The 17419-nt window shown below is 65.0% G+C and carries 12 protein-coding genes; 8 read left to right on the forward strand and 4 right to left on the reverse strand.

What is annotated here, in order from left to right; all coding sequences use genetic code 11:
- Position 1 precedes the first annotated feature (1 nt).
- The 4 genes from H681_RS12115 to H681_RS12130 form a co-directional block, all read right to left on the reverse strand.
- Entirely contained in the window at positions 2–4102 is a 4101-nt protein-coding gene (locus H681_RS12115; protein ID WP_015477151.1) for an MBG domain-containing protein, read from the reverse strand.
- Between the two features lie 100 nt (positions 4103–4202).
- On the reverse strand, positions 4203–5888 hold the full coding sequence (locus H681_RS12120; protein ID WP_015477152.1) for a LuxR C-terminal-related transcriptional regulator: 1686 nt from the start codon (positions 5886–5888) through the stop codon (positions 4203–4205).
- Positions 5889–6001: 113 nt separating this feature from the next.
- Entirely contained in the window at positions 6002–7030 is a 1029-nt protein-coding gene (locus tag H681_RS12125; RefSeq protein WP_015477153.1) for an AraC family transcriptional regulator, read from the reverse strand.
- Between the two features lie 151 nt (positions 7031–7181).
- Entirely contained in the window at positions 7182–7853 is a 672-nt protein-coding gene (locus H681_RS12130; RefSeq protein WP_015477154.1) for a DUF3313 domain-containing protein, read from the reverse strand.
- A gap of 461 nt (positions 7854–8314) precedes the next feature.
- Here H681_RS12130 and H681_RS12135 point away from each other — a divergent pair, with 461 nt between their 5' ends.
- The 8 genes from H681_RS12135 (at position 8315) to H681_RS12170 (ending at position 17365) form a co-directional block, all read left to right on the forward strand.
- Positions 8315–9295, forward strand: a complete 981-nt coding sequence (locus H681_RS12135; RefSeq protein ID WP_015477155.1) for an AAA family ATPase — start codon at positions 8315–8317, stop codon at positions 9293–9295.
- 10 nt (positions 9296–9305) lie between these two features.
- Positions 9306–10256, forward strand: a complete 951-nt coding sequence (locus tag H681_RS12140; RefSeq protein WP_015477156.1) for a DUF58 domain-containing protein — start codon at positions 9306–9308, stop codon at positions 10254–10256.
- Positions 10253–10759, forward strand: coding sequence for a DUF4381 domain-containing protein (locus H681_RS12145; RefSeq protein ID WP_015477157.1), 507 nt, complete (start codon positions 10253–10255; stop codon positions 10757–10759). Before H681_RS12140 ends, H681_RS12145 begins: the two co-directional genes overlap by 4 nt.
- A complete protein-coding gene (locus H681_RS12150; protein WP_015477158.1) occupies positions 10746–11750 on the forward strand; it encodes a vWA domain-containing protein in 1005 nt (334 codons plus the stop codon). Before H681_RS12145 ends, H681_RS12150 begins: the two co-directional genes overlap by 14 nt.
- A 1-nt stretch (position 11751) precedes the next feature.
- Complete coding sequence (locus H681_RS12155; protein ID WP_015477159.1) at positions 11752–13338, forward strand: VWA domain-containing protein; 1587 nt, start codon at positions 11752–11754, stop codon at positions 13336–13338.
- On the forward strand, positions 13335–14648 hold the full coding sequence (locus H681_RS12160) for a BatD family protein (protein ID WP_015477160.1): 1314 nt from the start codon (positions 13335–13337) through the stop codon (positions 14646–14648). Before H681_RS12155 ends, H681_RS12160 begins: the two co-directional genes overlap by 4 nt.
- 37 nt (positions 14649–14685) lie before the next feature.
- Complete coding sequence (locus H681_RS12165; RefSeq protein WP_015477161.1) at positions 14686–15675, forward strand: HAD family hydrolase; 990 nt, start codon at positions 14686–14688, stop codon at positions 15673–15675.
- 112 nt (positions 15676–15787) lie between these two features.
- Positions 15788–17365 (forward strand): arylsulfatase, encoded by a 1578-nt coding sequence (locus tag H681_RS12170; protein ID WP_041711954.1) that lies wholly within the window; start codon positions 15788–15790, stop codon positions 17363–17365.
- Positions 17366–17419: the final 54 nt, after the last annotated feature.

Genomic DNA, 17419 nt, shown 5'->3' on the forward strand with positions numbered 1-17419 from the left:
ACTATTTACCTCCCTTGTTCGGAACCTTCAGGTCGTGAGGGATCACGCTGCGGTTCCAGTCCGGGACGATGAACTTGCCGTCCTTGATGAGGCTGTTGGCGTAACTGAGCACGTCGCGGATGTCTGGCGTGGTGCTGGTCTTGTCGCCATAAGCGCGGGGTTTGCAGATCAGTTGCACGGCGTAGGTGCGAACTATCGCCGGCGAGACCGTGTAGTTGGCCGATACAGCACTTGGAGACTCGAGAGCATCGCAACGGGTGTTTCCCGGCGATTGCGCTGTGACTGGCAGAGCAGCGCCGGACAGGTTCGGAGAAACGGGAAAAACCGGGACAACTGGCTCGACCGGAGTTACCGGGGTAACCGGATCGACAGGTGTGACAGGGTCGACCGGAGCCAGCGGGCCCGTGATGATCAGGGCCCCGTCGCGGAAGGTCACCGTATAGTTGCTGCCGGCATGGAACGGGGCGTTCTGGCCAATGGCATAGCTACCTACTTCCTCCCCTGCTGCCCGGCTGAGAGTCCCTTGGGCTACCGAGGTGGCGTCGCCGTTCTTCAGGCCGCTCACCTGATAGGTGAGTGCTGGGTCTGCCTGTCCTTTCACCTTGGACTTGTTGTCTGCTGTCACCACCAACTGCGCCGGGGTGATCTGCAGCGTCCCATCTTTGAACACCATGGTGTAGTTGCCGCTGGTGAGCGCCAGGTTGCCTCGGCCTATGGCATAGCCTCCTGGACGGACGTTCTCGCCAGCTTCCCGCGTCAGCGGGCCTGAGTTCAGTACAGCGTTAGCCTGATCAGTATTTTTCAAGCCGTTGACCGTATAGCTCAGGTGGGGGTCGGCATCGCCGTAGATCTTGGTTTTGTCATGAGCGGTAACCTCTAGCACCGCAGGTGTGATGTGCAGCAGATTGCCTTCAAAGGAGATCCGATAGTTCCCGGACAGGCTATTCACGCTGCCCTGGGTTATGCCGTAAGAGCCAACATTCTCACCTGCGTCTCGGGCAACGTCGCCGGCCACCAGGGTGCTGGTGTTTTCGCCTAATTTCTGCCCGGTAACCTGGTAGGTGAGAGAAGGATCGCCGTCGCCGTAGACCTTGGTCTTTTGGTCGGCTTTGACCCTCAGCTGGGCCTGCTCGACGGAGAGAGTGCCCTTGTTGTCTTCAACCTTGTAGCGACCCTGGGAACGTTCATCCGAGGTGATGTTGTTGGTTATGTCGTAGCCGCCAGCCTTGACGTCACTCGTTGCGGTTGCAGTTGTGGTTGGATCGTTGACCTGGATTCCACTTCGTCCGAGTTGCTGATTGACGTAGTCGTCGACTCCTTTGACCGCCTGGGCATTGGTGTCGTAAGTGGTGGTTTGGGTCAGTGACGGGTTGGAATCGCCATACTCGCGCGTCTTGTCATCCGCAGTGACGCTGACGGTGGCCTGCTTGGCATTGTTGAGGATTACCCCCTGTTCGTTGGTTTTGTCGACCGTCTCATAGAAGTGAACGCGAGCGCGTTCAAGGGCCTGTTCGCCAGGATTCAGGGAGGGGCCTGAATTATCAGCTTTTGTCAGCCAGTAGGTGTCATTGATCAGGTTCGAAATGATGGCCTCAACGGAGTCCACTCTGCTGCCAAGGTTAACGATCAACTGCTGGCTGCTGCCGTCCTGAGCGTTGTGCTGGATTTCTTTCTGGTCACTGGCGCCATGGATGTAAGAGTAAGGTTCAACCCCCCAGCCGGCATCGTGCAGGGTGGAAACCACCTGAAGGCCGCCGTTGGCATCGAAGGAGAAACCCACAGGAACTCTTGATTGGGTAGCGTTCCCAGCTGCGTCGGTGCGGGTGACCATACTCAGGGCGGGATCGTTAGCATCTGGTTTGATGTTCCAGGTGATGCCGGCCGAGTCTTTGAAGGTCAGCCCGCTGACGAGGTAATCCGAGCTATCGAGATAGTTCAGCAGGACATTCGAGTCGACATCCCGGTAGCCGCCATTGCCGTCTGGGGTCACGAACCCGGTGGCTTCGAACACCATGTAATCAAAGGACGAACCATCCTGGGTCTTGAGAACCACTGGAGTGGGATTCGTACCATAGGTGTTGGCCGAATTGGCCACGACGTCCTGGTAGCCGCGATAAACCAGTTGTTGGGCCGTTACGCCGGTCAGGCTTTCTCCAGAGAACGGAGCGGTGACGGTACCGGTGGTGGTCGTACCGGCAGCATTGGTCTGGTTGAAGCGGAAGATACCGTTGCTGGCCTTGCCGGCCAGCGTGCCGGCGTAGTTCAGATCACTCTCCATACGCACGCTGGCACCTTCCAGCGCGACTTGTTTGCCCATGAGGGCGGTGCCTTCCTGCTGAGTGATCGACGCGACATTGGAGGTGCGAAGCCAGGCGATACCGTCGCCGACGTCGATGATTGCCCGCTGGCCGTAGTTCGGGCCCGTGTTGTTCAAGCGGATATCGCCGGTTGCTGCGATGAACAGATTGCCGTCCTTGAGCAGAATCGGAGCGTTGATATAGACCGAGCCACTATCGCTGCTCAGGTCGTTGCCTTCGTAGGATTTGCCTTGTATGGGATTTCCAGTGGCTATCAGCGACAACGTGCCGGCCTGGCCATTACCGTCCTGCCCGATATTTGTAGCCACGATGGCGGTGTTGACATTGATGCGGTTGCTAGCCGAGACCTCGACGTTTCCACTGGCTAGTCCGTTGACGATGGCGCTGACCGATACGTTCCACAGATCCGAAGTACTGGGTCCTGTCGTGGAGCCGTTGGCGACACCAGTGCCGGCGTCAGCCTGAGTGTCGCTGACGATGTTGACCGTCTCCGGATCGAGCAGCCAGGTGCCCTTGATGGCGCCACTCGTATCGACTCTCGCGTCACGGGTTACCCGTAATTGCTTGCCGGAAGTTTCTACAGTGCCACCTTTGTGCTGACCTTTAGCGCTGGCCTGGCCGGAGAAGTGTGTCTTGCCATCGCTCCAAACCACCACCTGGCCGCCGGCCGTATGTCCGTCCGCGCGCAGCTCCGCTCCTTTATCGACAGTGGTGCTCTGGGCATGCTGTTCGCCACCTTTGCCCTGGTAGCTGCCACCCACCAGTACCTTGCCGCCGGCGCCCTGGGTGCCGCTGGTGTCGATCTTGGCAGTGCCGGCGACGCTCACTTCGTCGCCCAGCACCTTGACCTGGCCGCCGTTGACGCCCTTGGCGCTGAGGTTGCCGGTCACGTTGGTCCGGGCCGAGTTGCCGAGCACGATGGTGCCGCCGTCGTGGCTGACCGAATCGGCCACCACGTTGCCGCCGACGTTGATCACCGAGTCCAGGTGCTTGGCCGCGCGCTGGGCGCTCATGGCGACCGTGCCGTTGCCGACATCGATCTCGCCGCTGTTGTGCACGCCGCCGGTGACGTCACCGTTGACGCTGCCGCGCTCGCCGGGTTCGCCGTTCACCGCGATGTTGAGCAGGCCGTCACCGTGGAAGTCGAGGGTCGCCCTGGGACCGGTGGCCAGCTGCACCATGCCTTTGCGGGCCTGGATCACTCCGGCGTTGTTCACCTGGGCGCCGAGCAGCGCGACCATGCCGTTGTCTTGGACGGTGATGCGCCCCTGGTTGGTCACCGGGCCGGTGAGCTGGATGTCCAGCTTGCCGGTCGCGGCAAACTGCCTGGCCTGCTCCTCGGTGAGGAAGCCGGCGCTCGCCACCAGGGCGCTGGATGAGATGTGAGCCTTGGGTCCAACCATGATGCCGTTGGGGTTCACCAGGATCAGTTGGCCGTTGGAGGTAATGGCCCCGTAGATCTTCGACGGATCGGCACCGATCACCCGGTTGAGGGTGACGGATTTGCCGTCAGGCTGGTTGAAGGTGATCTTGTTGTCGGGACCGACGTTGAAGCGCTGCCAGTTGATCGCGGTGCGGGCGCTGGACGTGTTGATGTCCATGTTTTTGCCCTGCTGGCTGATGGTCGCCTGGCCGCCGACGACCTGGCCTCCCTGCGGCAGGTTGTCGGCGAGCGCGTAGGTCACCGGGAAGGTGGCTCCGGCGGAGGCCAGCGCGATGGCGATGCAGAGGGTAGTGAGCGGAGAACAAGGGTGTCCCTTTTCCGCCTTCGATTGGATGCTCATCGCATTCTCCTGATTAGGTTTAGCTAGGAGAAATGATTCGCCTCGGATCGAAACCGGGTAAGCGTGCGTTCAGGCAATGCCTTGTAGTGCGATTCCTAACCTAGGGGGCAGGTTGCATCGATGCGATGGGGACCGAGAGGATGACGCTCGCCTCGAAGACCAGGCCGTCGTCGCGGACGATCTCCAGGCTTCCGTGCAACAGGTCGCACAGCTTGCCGGCCAGGGCGAGGTAGAGGACGGGCGTGGCGTCCGTGTGCTTCGGCGCGGTGGCGCCCTTGACGTTCAGTGTCCAGTCCAGGTGGTCGGCCTCCCGCTCGAACCACTCGAGCTGTATCGTGGCACCCAGGGCGCCTTCATGCTTCATGTGCAGCAGCAGGGCCTTGAGCAGGCAGGCATAGCGCGCCGGATCGATCCAGCCGTGCGGTTGGGCGCGGGCGGTGATGAGTGTCCAGGCCGGGACGCTATCGCCGGGCAGGACCTTGAGCGATTCCTGGGTCAGATGGTTCAGGTTCTCGGGGAAAGGCGTCAGCGGAATCTCGCCCAATTCCATGCGCACCAGTTCGGAAACCATCTGCACATTATCCTGGATGCGCTCCAGCAGAACGGCGAGTCCGCCTTGGTAATCCGAGCTCTGGCGCCCCTGAAGAATCATCTGGGCGTTGGCGATGAGGTTGGCGACCTCGTCGCCATGCTGCAGCAGGTAGATGCCGCGGCGCTTCTGGATCGAGGAGAAATAGGAGACCTGGTTGTGCAGGGCCTGGATCTTCTGCGCTTCCTCGTCCAGGTCCACCGAGGTGCAGAGCATGCCCAGCAGCTCGCCGTTCTCATCCAGCACCGGGTGACCGCTGTGCCGGATCACCCGTCGCTGGCCACGGAGATACATCGGGACCAGCATCATGTAGGGGATGCGCTTCTGGACGGCGTCCTCGAAGGTGACCCGCGCATGCAGGATGTGTTCCTCGTCGATGATCCCAAGATCCCGTTGCCAGGTATTCAGCACCTCATCCTGCGTCAGACCGAGATAACTCAGGAAGGCCTGGTTGGTCGCGAGTATCCGACCGTCCGGCGCGCGCAGGCAGATGGGGTAGGGGACCTGGTCGAGGAGATCAGCGAAGCGGGAGGTGTCCTTTTTCGGGGCGACGTCATGCGCCGTTATTCCCGGCCAGTCATCGAGCAGCCCACGCTGTGCGGCGACCTGGAGCAGCTCGACCAGCGAGCGGGTGCCGGTCTTTTCCAGCAGGCGGGTCTTGTAGGTACTGACGGTGCGGTCGCTGAGCAGCAGCTCGTCGGCGATCTGCTTCACCCGGTAGCCGTCGGCGAGGTAGCGCAGCACCGTGAGCTCCCGCGCCGTCAGTTGCTCCGCTCCGGCCTCGGTGGCGTTCGCACCAGCGTCGAGATGCAGCGCCCTGGCCTGGAAATAGGTGCGTCCGGCCAGCACCTTGGCCACGGCGTCGAGGAAGGTTTCGAGGGCGTCGTCCTTGGACACGAAGCCAGCGGCGCCGGTCGCCAGGCAAAGGTGTTCGTACACGTCGGCGGGCAGCGAGGTCAGCACCAGCACCTTGGTGTCGGACTTCCTGGACACGATCCGCTTGATCACATCGAGGCCGCCCAGCTTGGGGATGTCGAGCTCCAGGATGACCAGGTCCGGCGACCGGGCACGAAACGCGGCGAGCCCGTCCAGGCCGTTCCGCTCGGGGCCGATCACGCTGTGCCCGGCATTGCGCAGGGCAGTTTCCGCGCCCAGGGAGCTCAGCGGTTGCTGATCGATGAGGAGTATGTTGGCCATGCTGTCGTCCGCGGCTCCGGGATCCATTGGCCTTGATGATAGACGCTGGATGCGGCGATCCCTTGAATCATGGCAGAGCGCCCCCGGCGATCGACGGCGGCGCTCCGTTCCGCTCAGTCGTCCGTCGAGCTGCCAGCGTGGAACGGGTGCTTGCCATGCAGCCGGCGGTGCTCCAGCGGTGGCATGCCGAACCAGCGCAGGTGCGCACGGCAGAACGATGCCGTGCGGTTGTAGCCCAGTTCACGGGCGATCTGGCCCACGGTCAGGGTCGTGCGGCACAGCAAATGCTCGGCCTGCTGGCGGCGGATCTGTTCGACGTGCCCCTCGAAGTCGATGCCGTCGTTGGCCAGTCGCCGTTGCAGGGTTCTCGTGTTCAGGCCCAGGTTGTGGGCGACCTGCTGGAGGCTGCAGCGGCACTTGGGCAGCAGCATCTGGATGTGGCGTTCCACCTTGCTGCGCAGGTCGTCGTCCGACGAGCTCTGGGCTTCCAGGTAAAAGCGCACGATGGAGTGCAGCACCGGATCGTGCTGGATGCAGGGATGCTGCAGGGAAATCGGCGACAGGGCGAGGGCGTTGTGCTCCTGGCCGAACAGCACCGGGCAGCCGAAGTAGCGGCGATAGAGGGCGATGTCGGCTTGCGGTTGATGGCGCAGCAGCACCGACCGGGGTCGGAACGCGGCGCCCATCAGCTCGGAGACCAGCAGCTTGCCCTGCAGCACCGACTTCTCGACGATCTGCGGGATTGCCTCGGGGCAGGGCAGGGAGTTGTCGAAATACAGCAGCACGTTGCCGGGGCGGCGTTCGAGGCGGTAGTGGATGGAGGGGCTGTACAGGTGCATGTAGCGCAACACCGCGACCAGGCCATCGCCCACGGTCGGCGCCGATCGCGCCAGGTGCTGCAGGGGACCGAGCAGCGAGGAGCCCTGGCGTGCCGCCAGCTCCAGGCCCAGTTCCGGCATGTGGACGGCGCGTGCGCTGCCCTCGAAAATCTGCGCAAGGCTCTTATAGGAAAACTTCTTCTCGAAGTTGCCGACCACGTCCAGGTCGACGTGATGGGGAGCCAGGTGCTCGCGCAATGTTGCGCCTTGCTCGGAGAGCAATTCGCCAAACTGAAGGAAGGCGGTACCGCGGATGCTGTCCATGTGATCACACTTGATAGGTATTGCGGGCTAACGGGGCGCTGCAAGCCCTGGTTCCTGCCAGGGGCTCGGGTGTAGGGTGAAACAAGTATTGCGGGATGACACAAAAGTGCAAACAAAGCCCGGACGCGCGGCGCGCTCCGGGCCTGTCGGATCATTTGTTCTTGAGCGACTGGAAGGTCTTGAGCATGTCCGAAGCCCAGCCATCGAGCACGGCGCGTGCGTCCGTGGCCTGCATGACCTGGGAAGAGTTCTCCAGCTCCGTGCCGGCGCCCTTGCGCACCACTTCGGCGACGACCTTGCCGCTGCCGCCGTCGAGGAAGGCCGCTTCGGTGGCGACGCTGGTGTCCTGGTCGCGGATGCCGGCGGCGGTGCTGATGCCGGCGGCCACCAGGGCGATCGGGATGACCTCGTAGGGTTGCAGGCCCTGGGTCGAGGCGCTGACGGCGGTAATCGCCGGGCGCACCACCAGCACGCCCGGAGCGGGGGCGCTGGCCAGCGGCAGGGCCTTGGCGAACTGGGTTTTCAGGGCCTGGTCGTAGTAGCTGGTGATCCCCGTGAGGGTGCTCTGCGGAATCTTCTCGGTGGGCTGCGGCTGCGGATAGAGCTGGCTGGGCTCGACGTAGACGCTGCTGAAGCGGCTCACGTCCACGCTCGGATCGATCCAGCGCATGACCGGCGCGCCGGTGGGTGACTTGTCTTCCTTGAGAATGCTGTAGTTCTTCAGGAACCCGGAGTAACTCTCGGGCTCCACGTATTTGCTCGCACAACCAGACAACGCGAGAGATGCGCCGCACAGTGTGGCCAGCAGAAACTTCGACTTCATCGTATGGCTCCTTAAAGGTCTTGGGATCAGGCAGTGATAGCAGTTTGTTGTCATGGAAATGTTGCAGGTGGCCGCAAAAACATCAGCTCACCCCGCCGCCCAGTGCATGCAGCGCGCAGTCCTTGTGGATCCCCAATGGCGTGGCGTCGGTGCGCCGTCTGGATTGCTCGGCGTCCGGATCGCCCGGCCACCCGAGAGTGTAGGCGGCATGCGTGGCCAGTCCATCGCCGGACCCGTAATGGGCTGCGCCACTCTGCAGCGTCCGCGACCTTCGGTGCGTGTGCATTTCGCGACATCGATTTCGAAGTAATTCGATTCTGCGCGGTGCGGGCGGCGTGATCTGATCGGGATTACAGTAGAAAGGCTTCGTTCTGCGGCGCAGTGCGTGGCAGAGTGTGCGATCAGGATTCCGGCACGCGCGGAATCGACTCGATAAAAATAATCGAACAAGGAAGAACGCGGTGGACACTCGTGAGCAGATCGCCAAGCTGGAGTCCAGCATCGGATCGCAGATACTGGGCCAGCAGCAAGGTATCCGCCATATCCTGCTGGGCCTGCTGGCCAACGGTCACGTCCTGCTGGAAAGCCTTCCGGGCCTGGCGAAAACCCGAACGGTCAAGGCGCTTGCCACTCACCTGGATGCGCACATGAGCCGCATCCAGTTCACACCGGACCTGCTGCCCTCCGACATCACCGGCGGGGAAATCCTCCAGCAGACCGAATCCGGCAACCAGCTCAAGTTCCAGGCGGGCCCGCTGTTCGGCAACGTCATCCTCGCCGACGAGATCAACCGCGCGCCGGCCAAGGTCCAGGCCGCGCTGCTGGAGGCGATGGAGGAACGGCAGATCACCGTGGCCGGGCAGGCCCACGCCATGCCGGGGCTGTTCATGGTGCTGGCCACGCAGAACCCCATCGAGCAGGAAGGCACCTACCCGTTGCCCGAGGCGCAGATGGACCGCTTCCTGATGAAACTGCTCATCGACTACCCGAAGGTGGAGGACGAAACCCAGGTCCTGCGCCTGGTGCGCGAGGAAGAGCAGCGCCAGCAGACGGGCGAGGCGCGGGAGCGTCCCGAGCTGCTGCCCCAAGAGGTGATCTTCGCCGCGCGCCGCGAGGTGGGGCGCGTGCACGTCTCCGAGCCGCTGGACCGCTACCTGATGGACCTGATCCACGCCACGCGCCAGCCCGCCGACTACGATGCGGACCTGGCGCGCTGGATCCGGGTCGGCGCCAGCCCGCGCGGCGGCATCAGCCTCGACCGTGTGGCGCGCGCCCATGCCTGGCTCGACGGGAACGACTACGTCTCCCCCGACGACGTCCGCGCGGTGCTCCATCCGGTGCTGCGCCACCGGTTGCTGCTTTCCTATGATGCGGTGGCCGACGGCGTGGGCGCCGATCAGGTGCTCGACCGCCTGCTCGATAAAGTGGCGGTTCCGGCGTAGAGGAGGGGCCATGCAGGAGCAACGCCCCATCGCCGACGGCTTCGTCTACGCCTCGTTGCCGCAGTTGATGCTGCTGGAGCATCGCGTGCGCGGCCTGAGCTTCCTCTCGCGGCAGCCGCTTTCCAGCGTGCTTTCCGGAAACCATGCCGCGCGTCTGCGCGGTCGTGGCCTGAGCTTCGACGAGCTGCGCCAGTACAACCCCGGCGACGACCTGCGCCACCTGGACTGGCGGGCCTCCCTGCGCTACGGCAAACCTTTCGTGCGCAGCTACACCGAAGAACGCGACCGGCCGACCCTGTTGCTGGTCGACCAGCGCATGAGCATGTACTTCGGTTCGCAGCGCAACTTCAAATCGGTGACCGCCGCCGAACTGGGCGCCATCGGCGCCTGGATGGCCTTCCATGCCGGCGACCGGGTGGGCGGCATCGTGTTCGGTGACCATCACATCGAGTACGTGCGGCCGTTGCGCAGCCGGGCGCGGGTGGAGGCGCTGTGCTCGGCCATCGTCCGCCACAACCACGCCTTGCACGCCACGCGCAGCGAAGACGAAGCGCCCGGCCAGCTGGACCGCGTGCTGAGGGAGTGCCTGGGCATCGCCGGACACGACCACCTGATCGTGATCGTCAGCGACTTCGCCGGCGTCTCCGCGCAGACCTTGCAGTTGCTGCGCCAGCTCAGTGCCCACAACGATGTGCTGGCCCTGCAGGTATTCGACCCCATCGCGCTCAAGCTGCCCGACAGGGGCCGGGTGACGGTGACCCAGGGCGAGCTGCAGGTCGAGCTGGAAATGGAGCGGCGCCAGGTGCATCGGCCCCTGGGGGAGTTTCTCTCCGGTCGCCTGAAGGACGTGGCCACCTTGCTGCGCCGCAGCCAGGTACCGCTGATGATGTTCAGCACCGGAGGCGACAGCCTCGACCAGCTGCGTGCCGAATTGGGCCGGCTGGCGGTGGTGCCGCGATGAGTGCGGCCGCCGTTCCCAGCATCGACCAGTTGCGCGAGTTGGCCCTGCCGGCGCCGGTGACCAGCTACTGGCCGCAGACCTGGGCCTGGCTGGTGTTGGCGCTCATCCTGTTGGCCATGCTGCTGGCCTGGGGCGTCTGGCGCTACCTGCGCTGGCGCCGCGATCGCTACCGGCGCGAGGCGCTGGCCCGGCTCGACCAACTGGTGCTGGCGCTGGACGACCCGCAACGCCGCCTGGCCGCCCTGCGTGAACTGCCGCAGTTGCTCAAGCGCGTGGCCCTGTCGATGCCGGCGGGGGAGGCGGCGGCGAGCCTGGACGGGGCAGCGTGGCAGGCCTTCCTCCAACGTCACGGCACGGCGCCGCTGCCGGCGGATTTCGCCCAGCGCCTGGCATTCCTGGCCTACGCCCCGGCAGCCCGTATCGAGGCACTGGAGGCCCATGACGTGAACGTCCTGCTCAACGCGAGCCGGCAATGGATCGAGGCTCATCGTGTGGCAGTTTGACTATCCCTGGCTGCTCCTGTTGCTGCCATTTCCCTGGCTGGCCTACCGCTACCTGGGACGCTATGTCGAGGCGCGCAGCGCGCTGCGCGTTCCCTTCTTCGCGGCCATGAGCCAGGCCACCGGACAGTTGCCAGGCAGCGCCAGCGCCGCCGGCGGACGCTGGCAACTGCCGCTGAACCTGCTGGTGTGGGCGCTCATCCTCGCCGCCTGCGCGCGGCCGGTGCTGGTGGAGAAACCCATCGAGCGGGAGCAGCCGATCCGCGATCTGATGCTCGCCATCGACATTTCGCAGTCCATGCAGACCACCGACTACAGCGCCCCGGACGGTAACAGGGTCGACCGCCTGACCGCCGTGAAACGCGTGGTGCGCGACTTCATCGCCAAGCGCAAGGATGATCGCATCGGCCTGATCGTCTTCGGCACCGGGGCCTATCCGCAGGCGCCGCTGACCCTGGACCACGCCAGCCTCGGCATCCTGCTCGACGAAGTCGGCATCGGCATGGCCGGGCCGAACACCGCCCTGGGCGACGCCATCGGCCTGACCGTGAAGCTGCTGGACAAGGCCCGGGAGCAGGAGAAGGTGCTGGTGCTGCTCACCGACGGCAACGACACCGGTAGCGCCATCACCCCGGAGCACGCGGCGAGCATCGCCCGCGATCGGGGTATCGTGGTGCACACCGTCGGCATCGGCGATCCCGAGGCGAGCGGTGACGCCAAGGTGGACCTGAAGACCCTGCAGGACATCGCCTCCGCCACCGGTGGGCGCTTCTTCCGCGCCGACGACCGCGATGCGCTGCAAGCGGTCTACACCACCCTGGACCAGATCACGCCACACCGGGTGAAAACCCTTAGCCACCAGCCCAAGCGCGATCTGTTCTGGCTGCCGCTGGGCGCAGCGCTGCTCGCCCTGCTGGTGGCCCACGGCATGGCGGCCCTGGCCTCGCGCCTGGGCACGCCGCGTCGGCGGCGAAACCTGGCGGAGGAGGGCTGAGATGGACATCGACCTGGGCGCCTTCCACTTCCTGCGCCCGCTGTGGCTGCTGATGCTGATTCCCGGCGTGCTCCTGCCCCTGTTGTGGGAGCGTCGCCATGACCTGACGCGCCGCCTCAGCGGCGTCATCGCTCCGCACCTGCTGCAGCATCTGGTCATCACTCCGCGCGACAACCAGCGGCTGCGCCCGGCGCATCTGCTCGGCGCGGTGCTGGCGCTGGGCGGCGTGGCCGCCGCCGGCCCCACCTGGGAGCAGGACCGCCCGGACTTCCTCGACAACCGCGCGCCGCTGATCCTCGCGCTGGATCTGTCCGCCTCGATGGACGCCGACGACGTGCCGCCGTCGCGCCTGGCGGCCGCCCAGCACACGTTGCGCGACCTTATCCAACGCCGCGCCGGCAGCCGCGTCGGGCTGATCGCCTACGCCGGCAGCGCCCACCTGGTGCTGCCGCCCACCGACGATCCGGCGCTGCTCGACAGCTTCCTGCAAGCCCTGTCGACCCGGCTCATCGAGCGCAGCGGCAAGGACGCGCTGGGCGCCATTCGCCTGGCCAAGCGCCTGCTGGCAGCCGAACAGGCACCGGGCACGCTGGTGCTGGTCACCGATGGCGCGGATGCCAGCCAGTTCGACGCCATCGGCCAGCAGTTGCGGGGCAGCGACCTGCAGGTGCTGGTACTGGCCGTGGGCAGCCGGGATAGCGGCCTGCTGCCAGGGCGCGACGGCCAATCGCGGCTCGATGAACAGGGCCGGCCAGAGCTCGGCCGCTTCGATTCGGAGGGGCTCAAGCGGCTGGCCGATGCGGCGGACGCCCCGCTGGGCAGCCTGACCCTGAACGACGACGACCTGGACTGGATCGAACTGCACGCGCAGCAGCACTTCCAGGCGGTACGCGGCGACGACCAGACCCTGCACTGGAAGGACGCCGGCTACTGGCTGTGCTGGCCGCTGTTGCTGCTGGCGCTGCTCAGTGTCCGCCGCGGCTGGCGAGTGCACTGGCTGAGCGGCGTGCTGCTGGCGCTGAGCCTGGGCTTCCCGCCGCAGCCGGCCCACGCCGGTGTCCTGGCGGATGCCTTTTTCACCCCGGACCAGCAGGGGCGCTGGGCGTTCGAGCACGGCCACTACCCGCAAGCGGCCGGGCATTTCGAGGACACCTACTGGAAGGGGCTGGCGGCCTACCGCGCCGCCGAGTTCGACGTCGCGCTGGCCAATTTCGCCCGGCTGGACAGCGCCCCGGGGTATTTCTACCTGGGCAATACCTACGTGCGCCTGTCGAAGTTCGAACAGGCCATCACCGCCTACCGCCAGGCGTTGCGTGTCCAACCGGACTTCCCGGAAGCCCAGGCCAACCTGGCCCTGGCCCTGGCGCTGCAGAAGGACCGGGATGACCAGCAGGAGGCCGGTCCACCGGACGAGAAGGCCGACAAGATCGAGTACGACAACGACGCCGGCAAGGGCAAGACGGTGCAGCAGAAGAGTCAGCAGGCCAGTTCGGACCAGATGTGGCTGAACAACCTGACCACCTCGCCGGCGCAGTTCCTCAGGCGCAAATTCCAGTTGCAGGATGCCTCCAGGGAGCGCGCGCCGTGAGAATCTTCAGCGTCCTGTTGATGCTTTTCATGCCACTCTGGGCGCTGGCCGCCGAGCCCCAGGTCAAGGTCCGCAGCCAGTTGTTGCCGGCGGATTCGGTCCTGGTGGGCGGGACCCTCAGCCTGCAGGTCGATCTCCTGGTGGACACCTGGTTCAGCGACGCGCCCCGCCTGCCCAAGCTGAACCTGGACGGCGCGGTGGTTTCCGAACCCGGCGGAGAGGCCGTCCACCTGAACGAGCAGATCGAAGGCACGCCGTTCTTCGGCCTGCGCTTCACCTACCAGATCACCCCGCAGCAGGCCCGGTCCTTCGAGATTCCGGCGCTGGCGATCCAGGTTTCGCCCGGCCAGGGCAGCGGCCCGGTCACCGTGCACAGCCAGCCGCAACGCTTCGTCGCGCGGCGGCCAGTGGGGGCCGAGGGGGGCGAGCAGCGCCTGGTGGCGCGGCAGGTCAGCGTCACCCAGACACTCAAGCGCTCCCACGAGCCGCTGCGGGTGGGCGACAGCGTGGAGCGCCGCCTGCACATCGAGGCCGAAGGGGCCCAGGCGATGCTGATTCCACCGCCCGGCTTCGCCGAGATCAGTGGCTTGAAGCGTTACCTGCAGTCACCCAGCGTCGGTCCCCTGAGCGACGGTCGTGGTGGGAGCGACGGCGGCGTGCGTGACGATGGGGTGACCTATGTGATCGCCGAGGCCGGCGAATACCGGCTGCCGGCCATCGAACTGCACTGGTGGGATGCCACCACCGGCGAGGCCCGCACGGCCTCCGTACCGGCGCTGGAGATCGAGGCGAGCGCTGCCGCCGGCTACCAGGCGCCGTTCTCGATCACCGAGGATCTGCGCGAGCTGGGCCGCAAGACACAGGTCCGAATCGCTGGTCATTGGCTGCTCCTGCTGGGCGCGCTGCTGCTCGTGGGCGTGCTGGGCTATGCCTGGCGCAGCCAGGGCGCCGCGCTGCTCGGCACCTGGAAGCGCTGGCGCCAGGCACGTCGCCAGGCCTGGCTGGAGTCTCCGGAATACGCCTGGCGGCAGGTCCGCAGCCAGCTCGAAAGCACGCCAGCCGAGCTTGGCGCGCTCTATCTGTGGATTCGTCGGATGAGTGGTTGTCGCGAAATGAGTAGGCACGCGAGTGAGTTTCCCAACGCCCCACGCAATGCTTTGCTAGGGTTCTTGGGGGCTCGCTACGGGCGTGAGCGCAACGTGGGCGCAACGACCGAACTGATCGACGCGCTGCCGGCGCTGCACCGGACTACCCTCGAGCGAGCCGAGGACTCTTCCAGAAAGGACGGTCTGAAGCCGCTGAACCCCTGAATCATTGAACCGCGCCGTTTCCCATCTAGGACGTCACATGCACCGACACGTTGCTTCACGCTGGCTGTTCACCCTGTTGCTGGCCCTGCCGCTGCTGAGCCAGGCCGCCGCTCCGTTGCCGTCGTGGAACGACGGCCCGTCGCGCCAGGCCATCGAGGGCTTCGTCGAGGCCGTGACCCGCGAAGGCGGTCCGGACTTCGTCCCTCCGGCCGAACGCATCGCGGTGTTCGATAACGACGGCACGCTGTGGAGCGAGCAGCCGATGTACTTCCAGGTGCTGTTCGCCCTGGAGGAAGTGAAGCGCCAGGCGCCGCAGCATCCGGAGTGGAAGACCCAGCAGCCGTTCAAGGCGGTGCTGGAGAACGACCGCAAGACTCTCGCCGAAAGCGGCATGAAGGGGATCCTGGAAATCGTCGCCGCCACCCATTCGGGCATGAGCACCGACGACTTCATCGGCAATGCCCGCCGCTGGCTGGCCAGCGCGAAACACCCCCGCAGCCAGAAGCCCTACACCGAGATGGTGTTCCAGCCGATGCTGGAGCTGCTCGACTACCTGCGGGCCAACGGCTTCAAGACCTACATCGTCTCCGGCGGCGAAGTGGCGTTCATGCGTGCCTTCGCCCAGGAGGTCTACGGCATTCCGCCGGAACAGGTGATCGGCACCACCCTGGGCAGCCGCTTCGAGGATCGCGACGGGCAACTGTCGATCCAGCGCCTGCCCAAGCTGGTCCACAGCGATGACGGCCCGGGCAAGCCGGAAAGCATCGACAGCATCATCGGCCGCCGGCCGATCCTGGCCTTCGGCAACTCCGACGGCGACCTGCAGATGCTGCAGTGGACCGCCGCGGGCCAGGGCAAGCGCCTGGCCGCACTGGTCCACCACACCGATGGCAAGCGCGAATGGGCCTATGACCGGGAGAGCAAGGTCGGTCGGCTGGACAAGGCGCTCGATACGGCGAAGAGCAAGGGCTGGGTGGTCGTGGACATGGCCACGGAATGGAAGCGCATCTATCCGTTCGACCAGTAATCAGGGCGAGCAGCAGAAAACCGCAGCAGTCCGGGGGATTCCAGCCGCGCATTCGGCATCTCTCGCGCGCAGTCGTGGGCATGACACAGTGACTGAAAATGGAGAGACAACAATGAATCGCACGGGAAGATTGTTATCGCGGTTCGCCCTGGCGGCGACGGCGATAGTAGGGTGCTCCGTCGCCCAGGCTGCGGACAAGCCGAACATCCTGGTGATCTTCGGCGACGACATCGGCCAGACCAACATCAGTGCCTACTCGTTCGGCGTGGTGGGCTATGAAACGCCGAACATCGATCGCATCGCCAAGGAAGGCATGATGTTCACCGACTACTACGCGGAGAACAGCTGCACCGCCGGCCGCTCGACCTTCATCACTGGCCAGGCGGCGCTGCGTACCGGGCTGTCCAAGGTCGGCATGCCGGGCGTACCGGTCGGCCTGCAGGCACGCGACGTGACCATTGCCCAGGCCCTCAAGGCCCACGGTTATGCCACCGGCCAGTTCGGCAAGAACCACCTGGGCGACCGCGACGAGTACCTGCCGACCAACCACGGCTTCGATGAGTTCTTCGGCAACCTGTACCACCTCAACGCCGAAGAGGAGCCCGAGCGTCCGTACTGGCCGAAGGACGACCCCGAGTTCGTCAAGGCCGCTTCGCCGCGCGGGGTGATCCACTCCTTCGCCGACGGCAAGATCGAGGACACCGGTCCGCTGAACAAGAAGCGGATGGAAACCATCGATGACGACACCACCCAGGCCGCCATCAACTTCATGGACAAGCAGGTGAAGGCCGACAAGCCGTTCTTCGTCTGGATGAACACCACCCGCATGCACGCCTTCACCCACGTGCGTGACTCGATGCAGGGCCAGAGCGGCATGCCCGGCAACGAGTACGCCGACGGCATGCTCGAGCACGACGGCGACGTCGGCAAGCTGCTCAAGGCGGTGGATGACCTGAAGATCGCCGACAACACCATCGTCATCTACACCACCGACAACGGCCCGAACCAGTGGTCCTGGCCGGATGCGGCGACCACGCCGTTCCGCAACGAGAAGAACTCCAACTGGGAAGGCGCCTATCGGGTGCCGGCGATGATCCGCTGGCCGAACCACATCAAGCCGGGCCGCGTCTCCACCCAGATGTTCTCCGGACTGGACTGGTTCCCGACCCTGCTGGCCGCCGTGGGCGACACCGACATCAAGGACCGTCTGCTCAAGGGCACCGACGTCGGTGGCAAGAACTTCAAGGTGCACCTGGACGGCTTCAACCAGTTGGATTACCTGACTGGCAAGAGCGACAAGAGTGCGCGCAAGGAGTTCTACTACTTCAACGACGATGGCGAACTGGTGGGCATGCGCTTCAACGACTGGAAGATCGTCTGGTGCGAACAGCGCGCGCCGGGTGGCCTGAAGGTCTGGAGCGAACCCTTCACCTGCCTGCGGGTACCCAAGCTGTTCAACCTGCGCATGGACCCGTACGAGCGGGCGGACGTGGTTTCCGACCAGTACTACGACTGGCTGACCAAGAACGATTACCTGCTCTTCCAGGGCACTCGCAAGGCAGCGGGCTTCCTGCAGACCTTCGTCGACTACCCGCCGAGCCAGAAACCGGCCAGCTTCAGCATCGACCAGATCCGCGAGAACGTGGACAAGCAGATCGAAGCGAAGATGAAGCAACAGGGCGCCAAGTAACGTAAGGTGCCACCCGGACGTCCTTCGCGGACGTCCCCCCCAGCCCGCGACGGT

Origin of the sequence: Pseudomonas sp. ATCC 13867 (genome assembly GCF_000349845.1) — a bacterium.
Taxonomy (GTDB): domain Bacteria; phylum Pseudomonadota; class Gammaproteobacteria; order Pseudomonadales; family Pseudomonadaceae; genus Pseudomonas.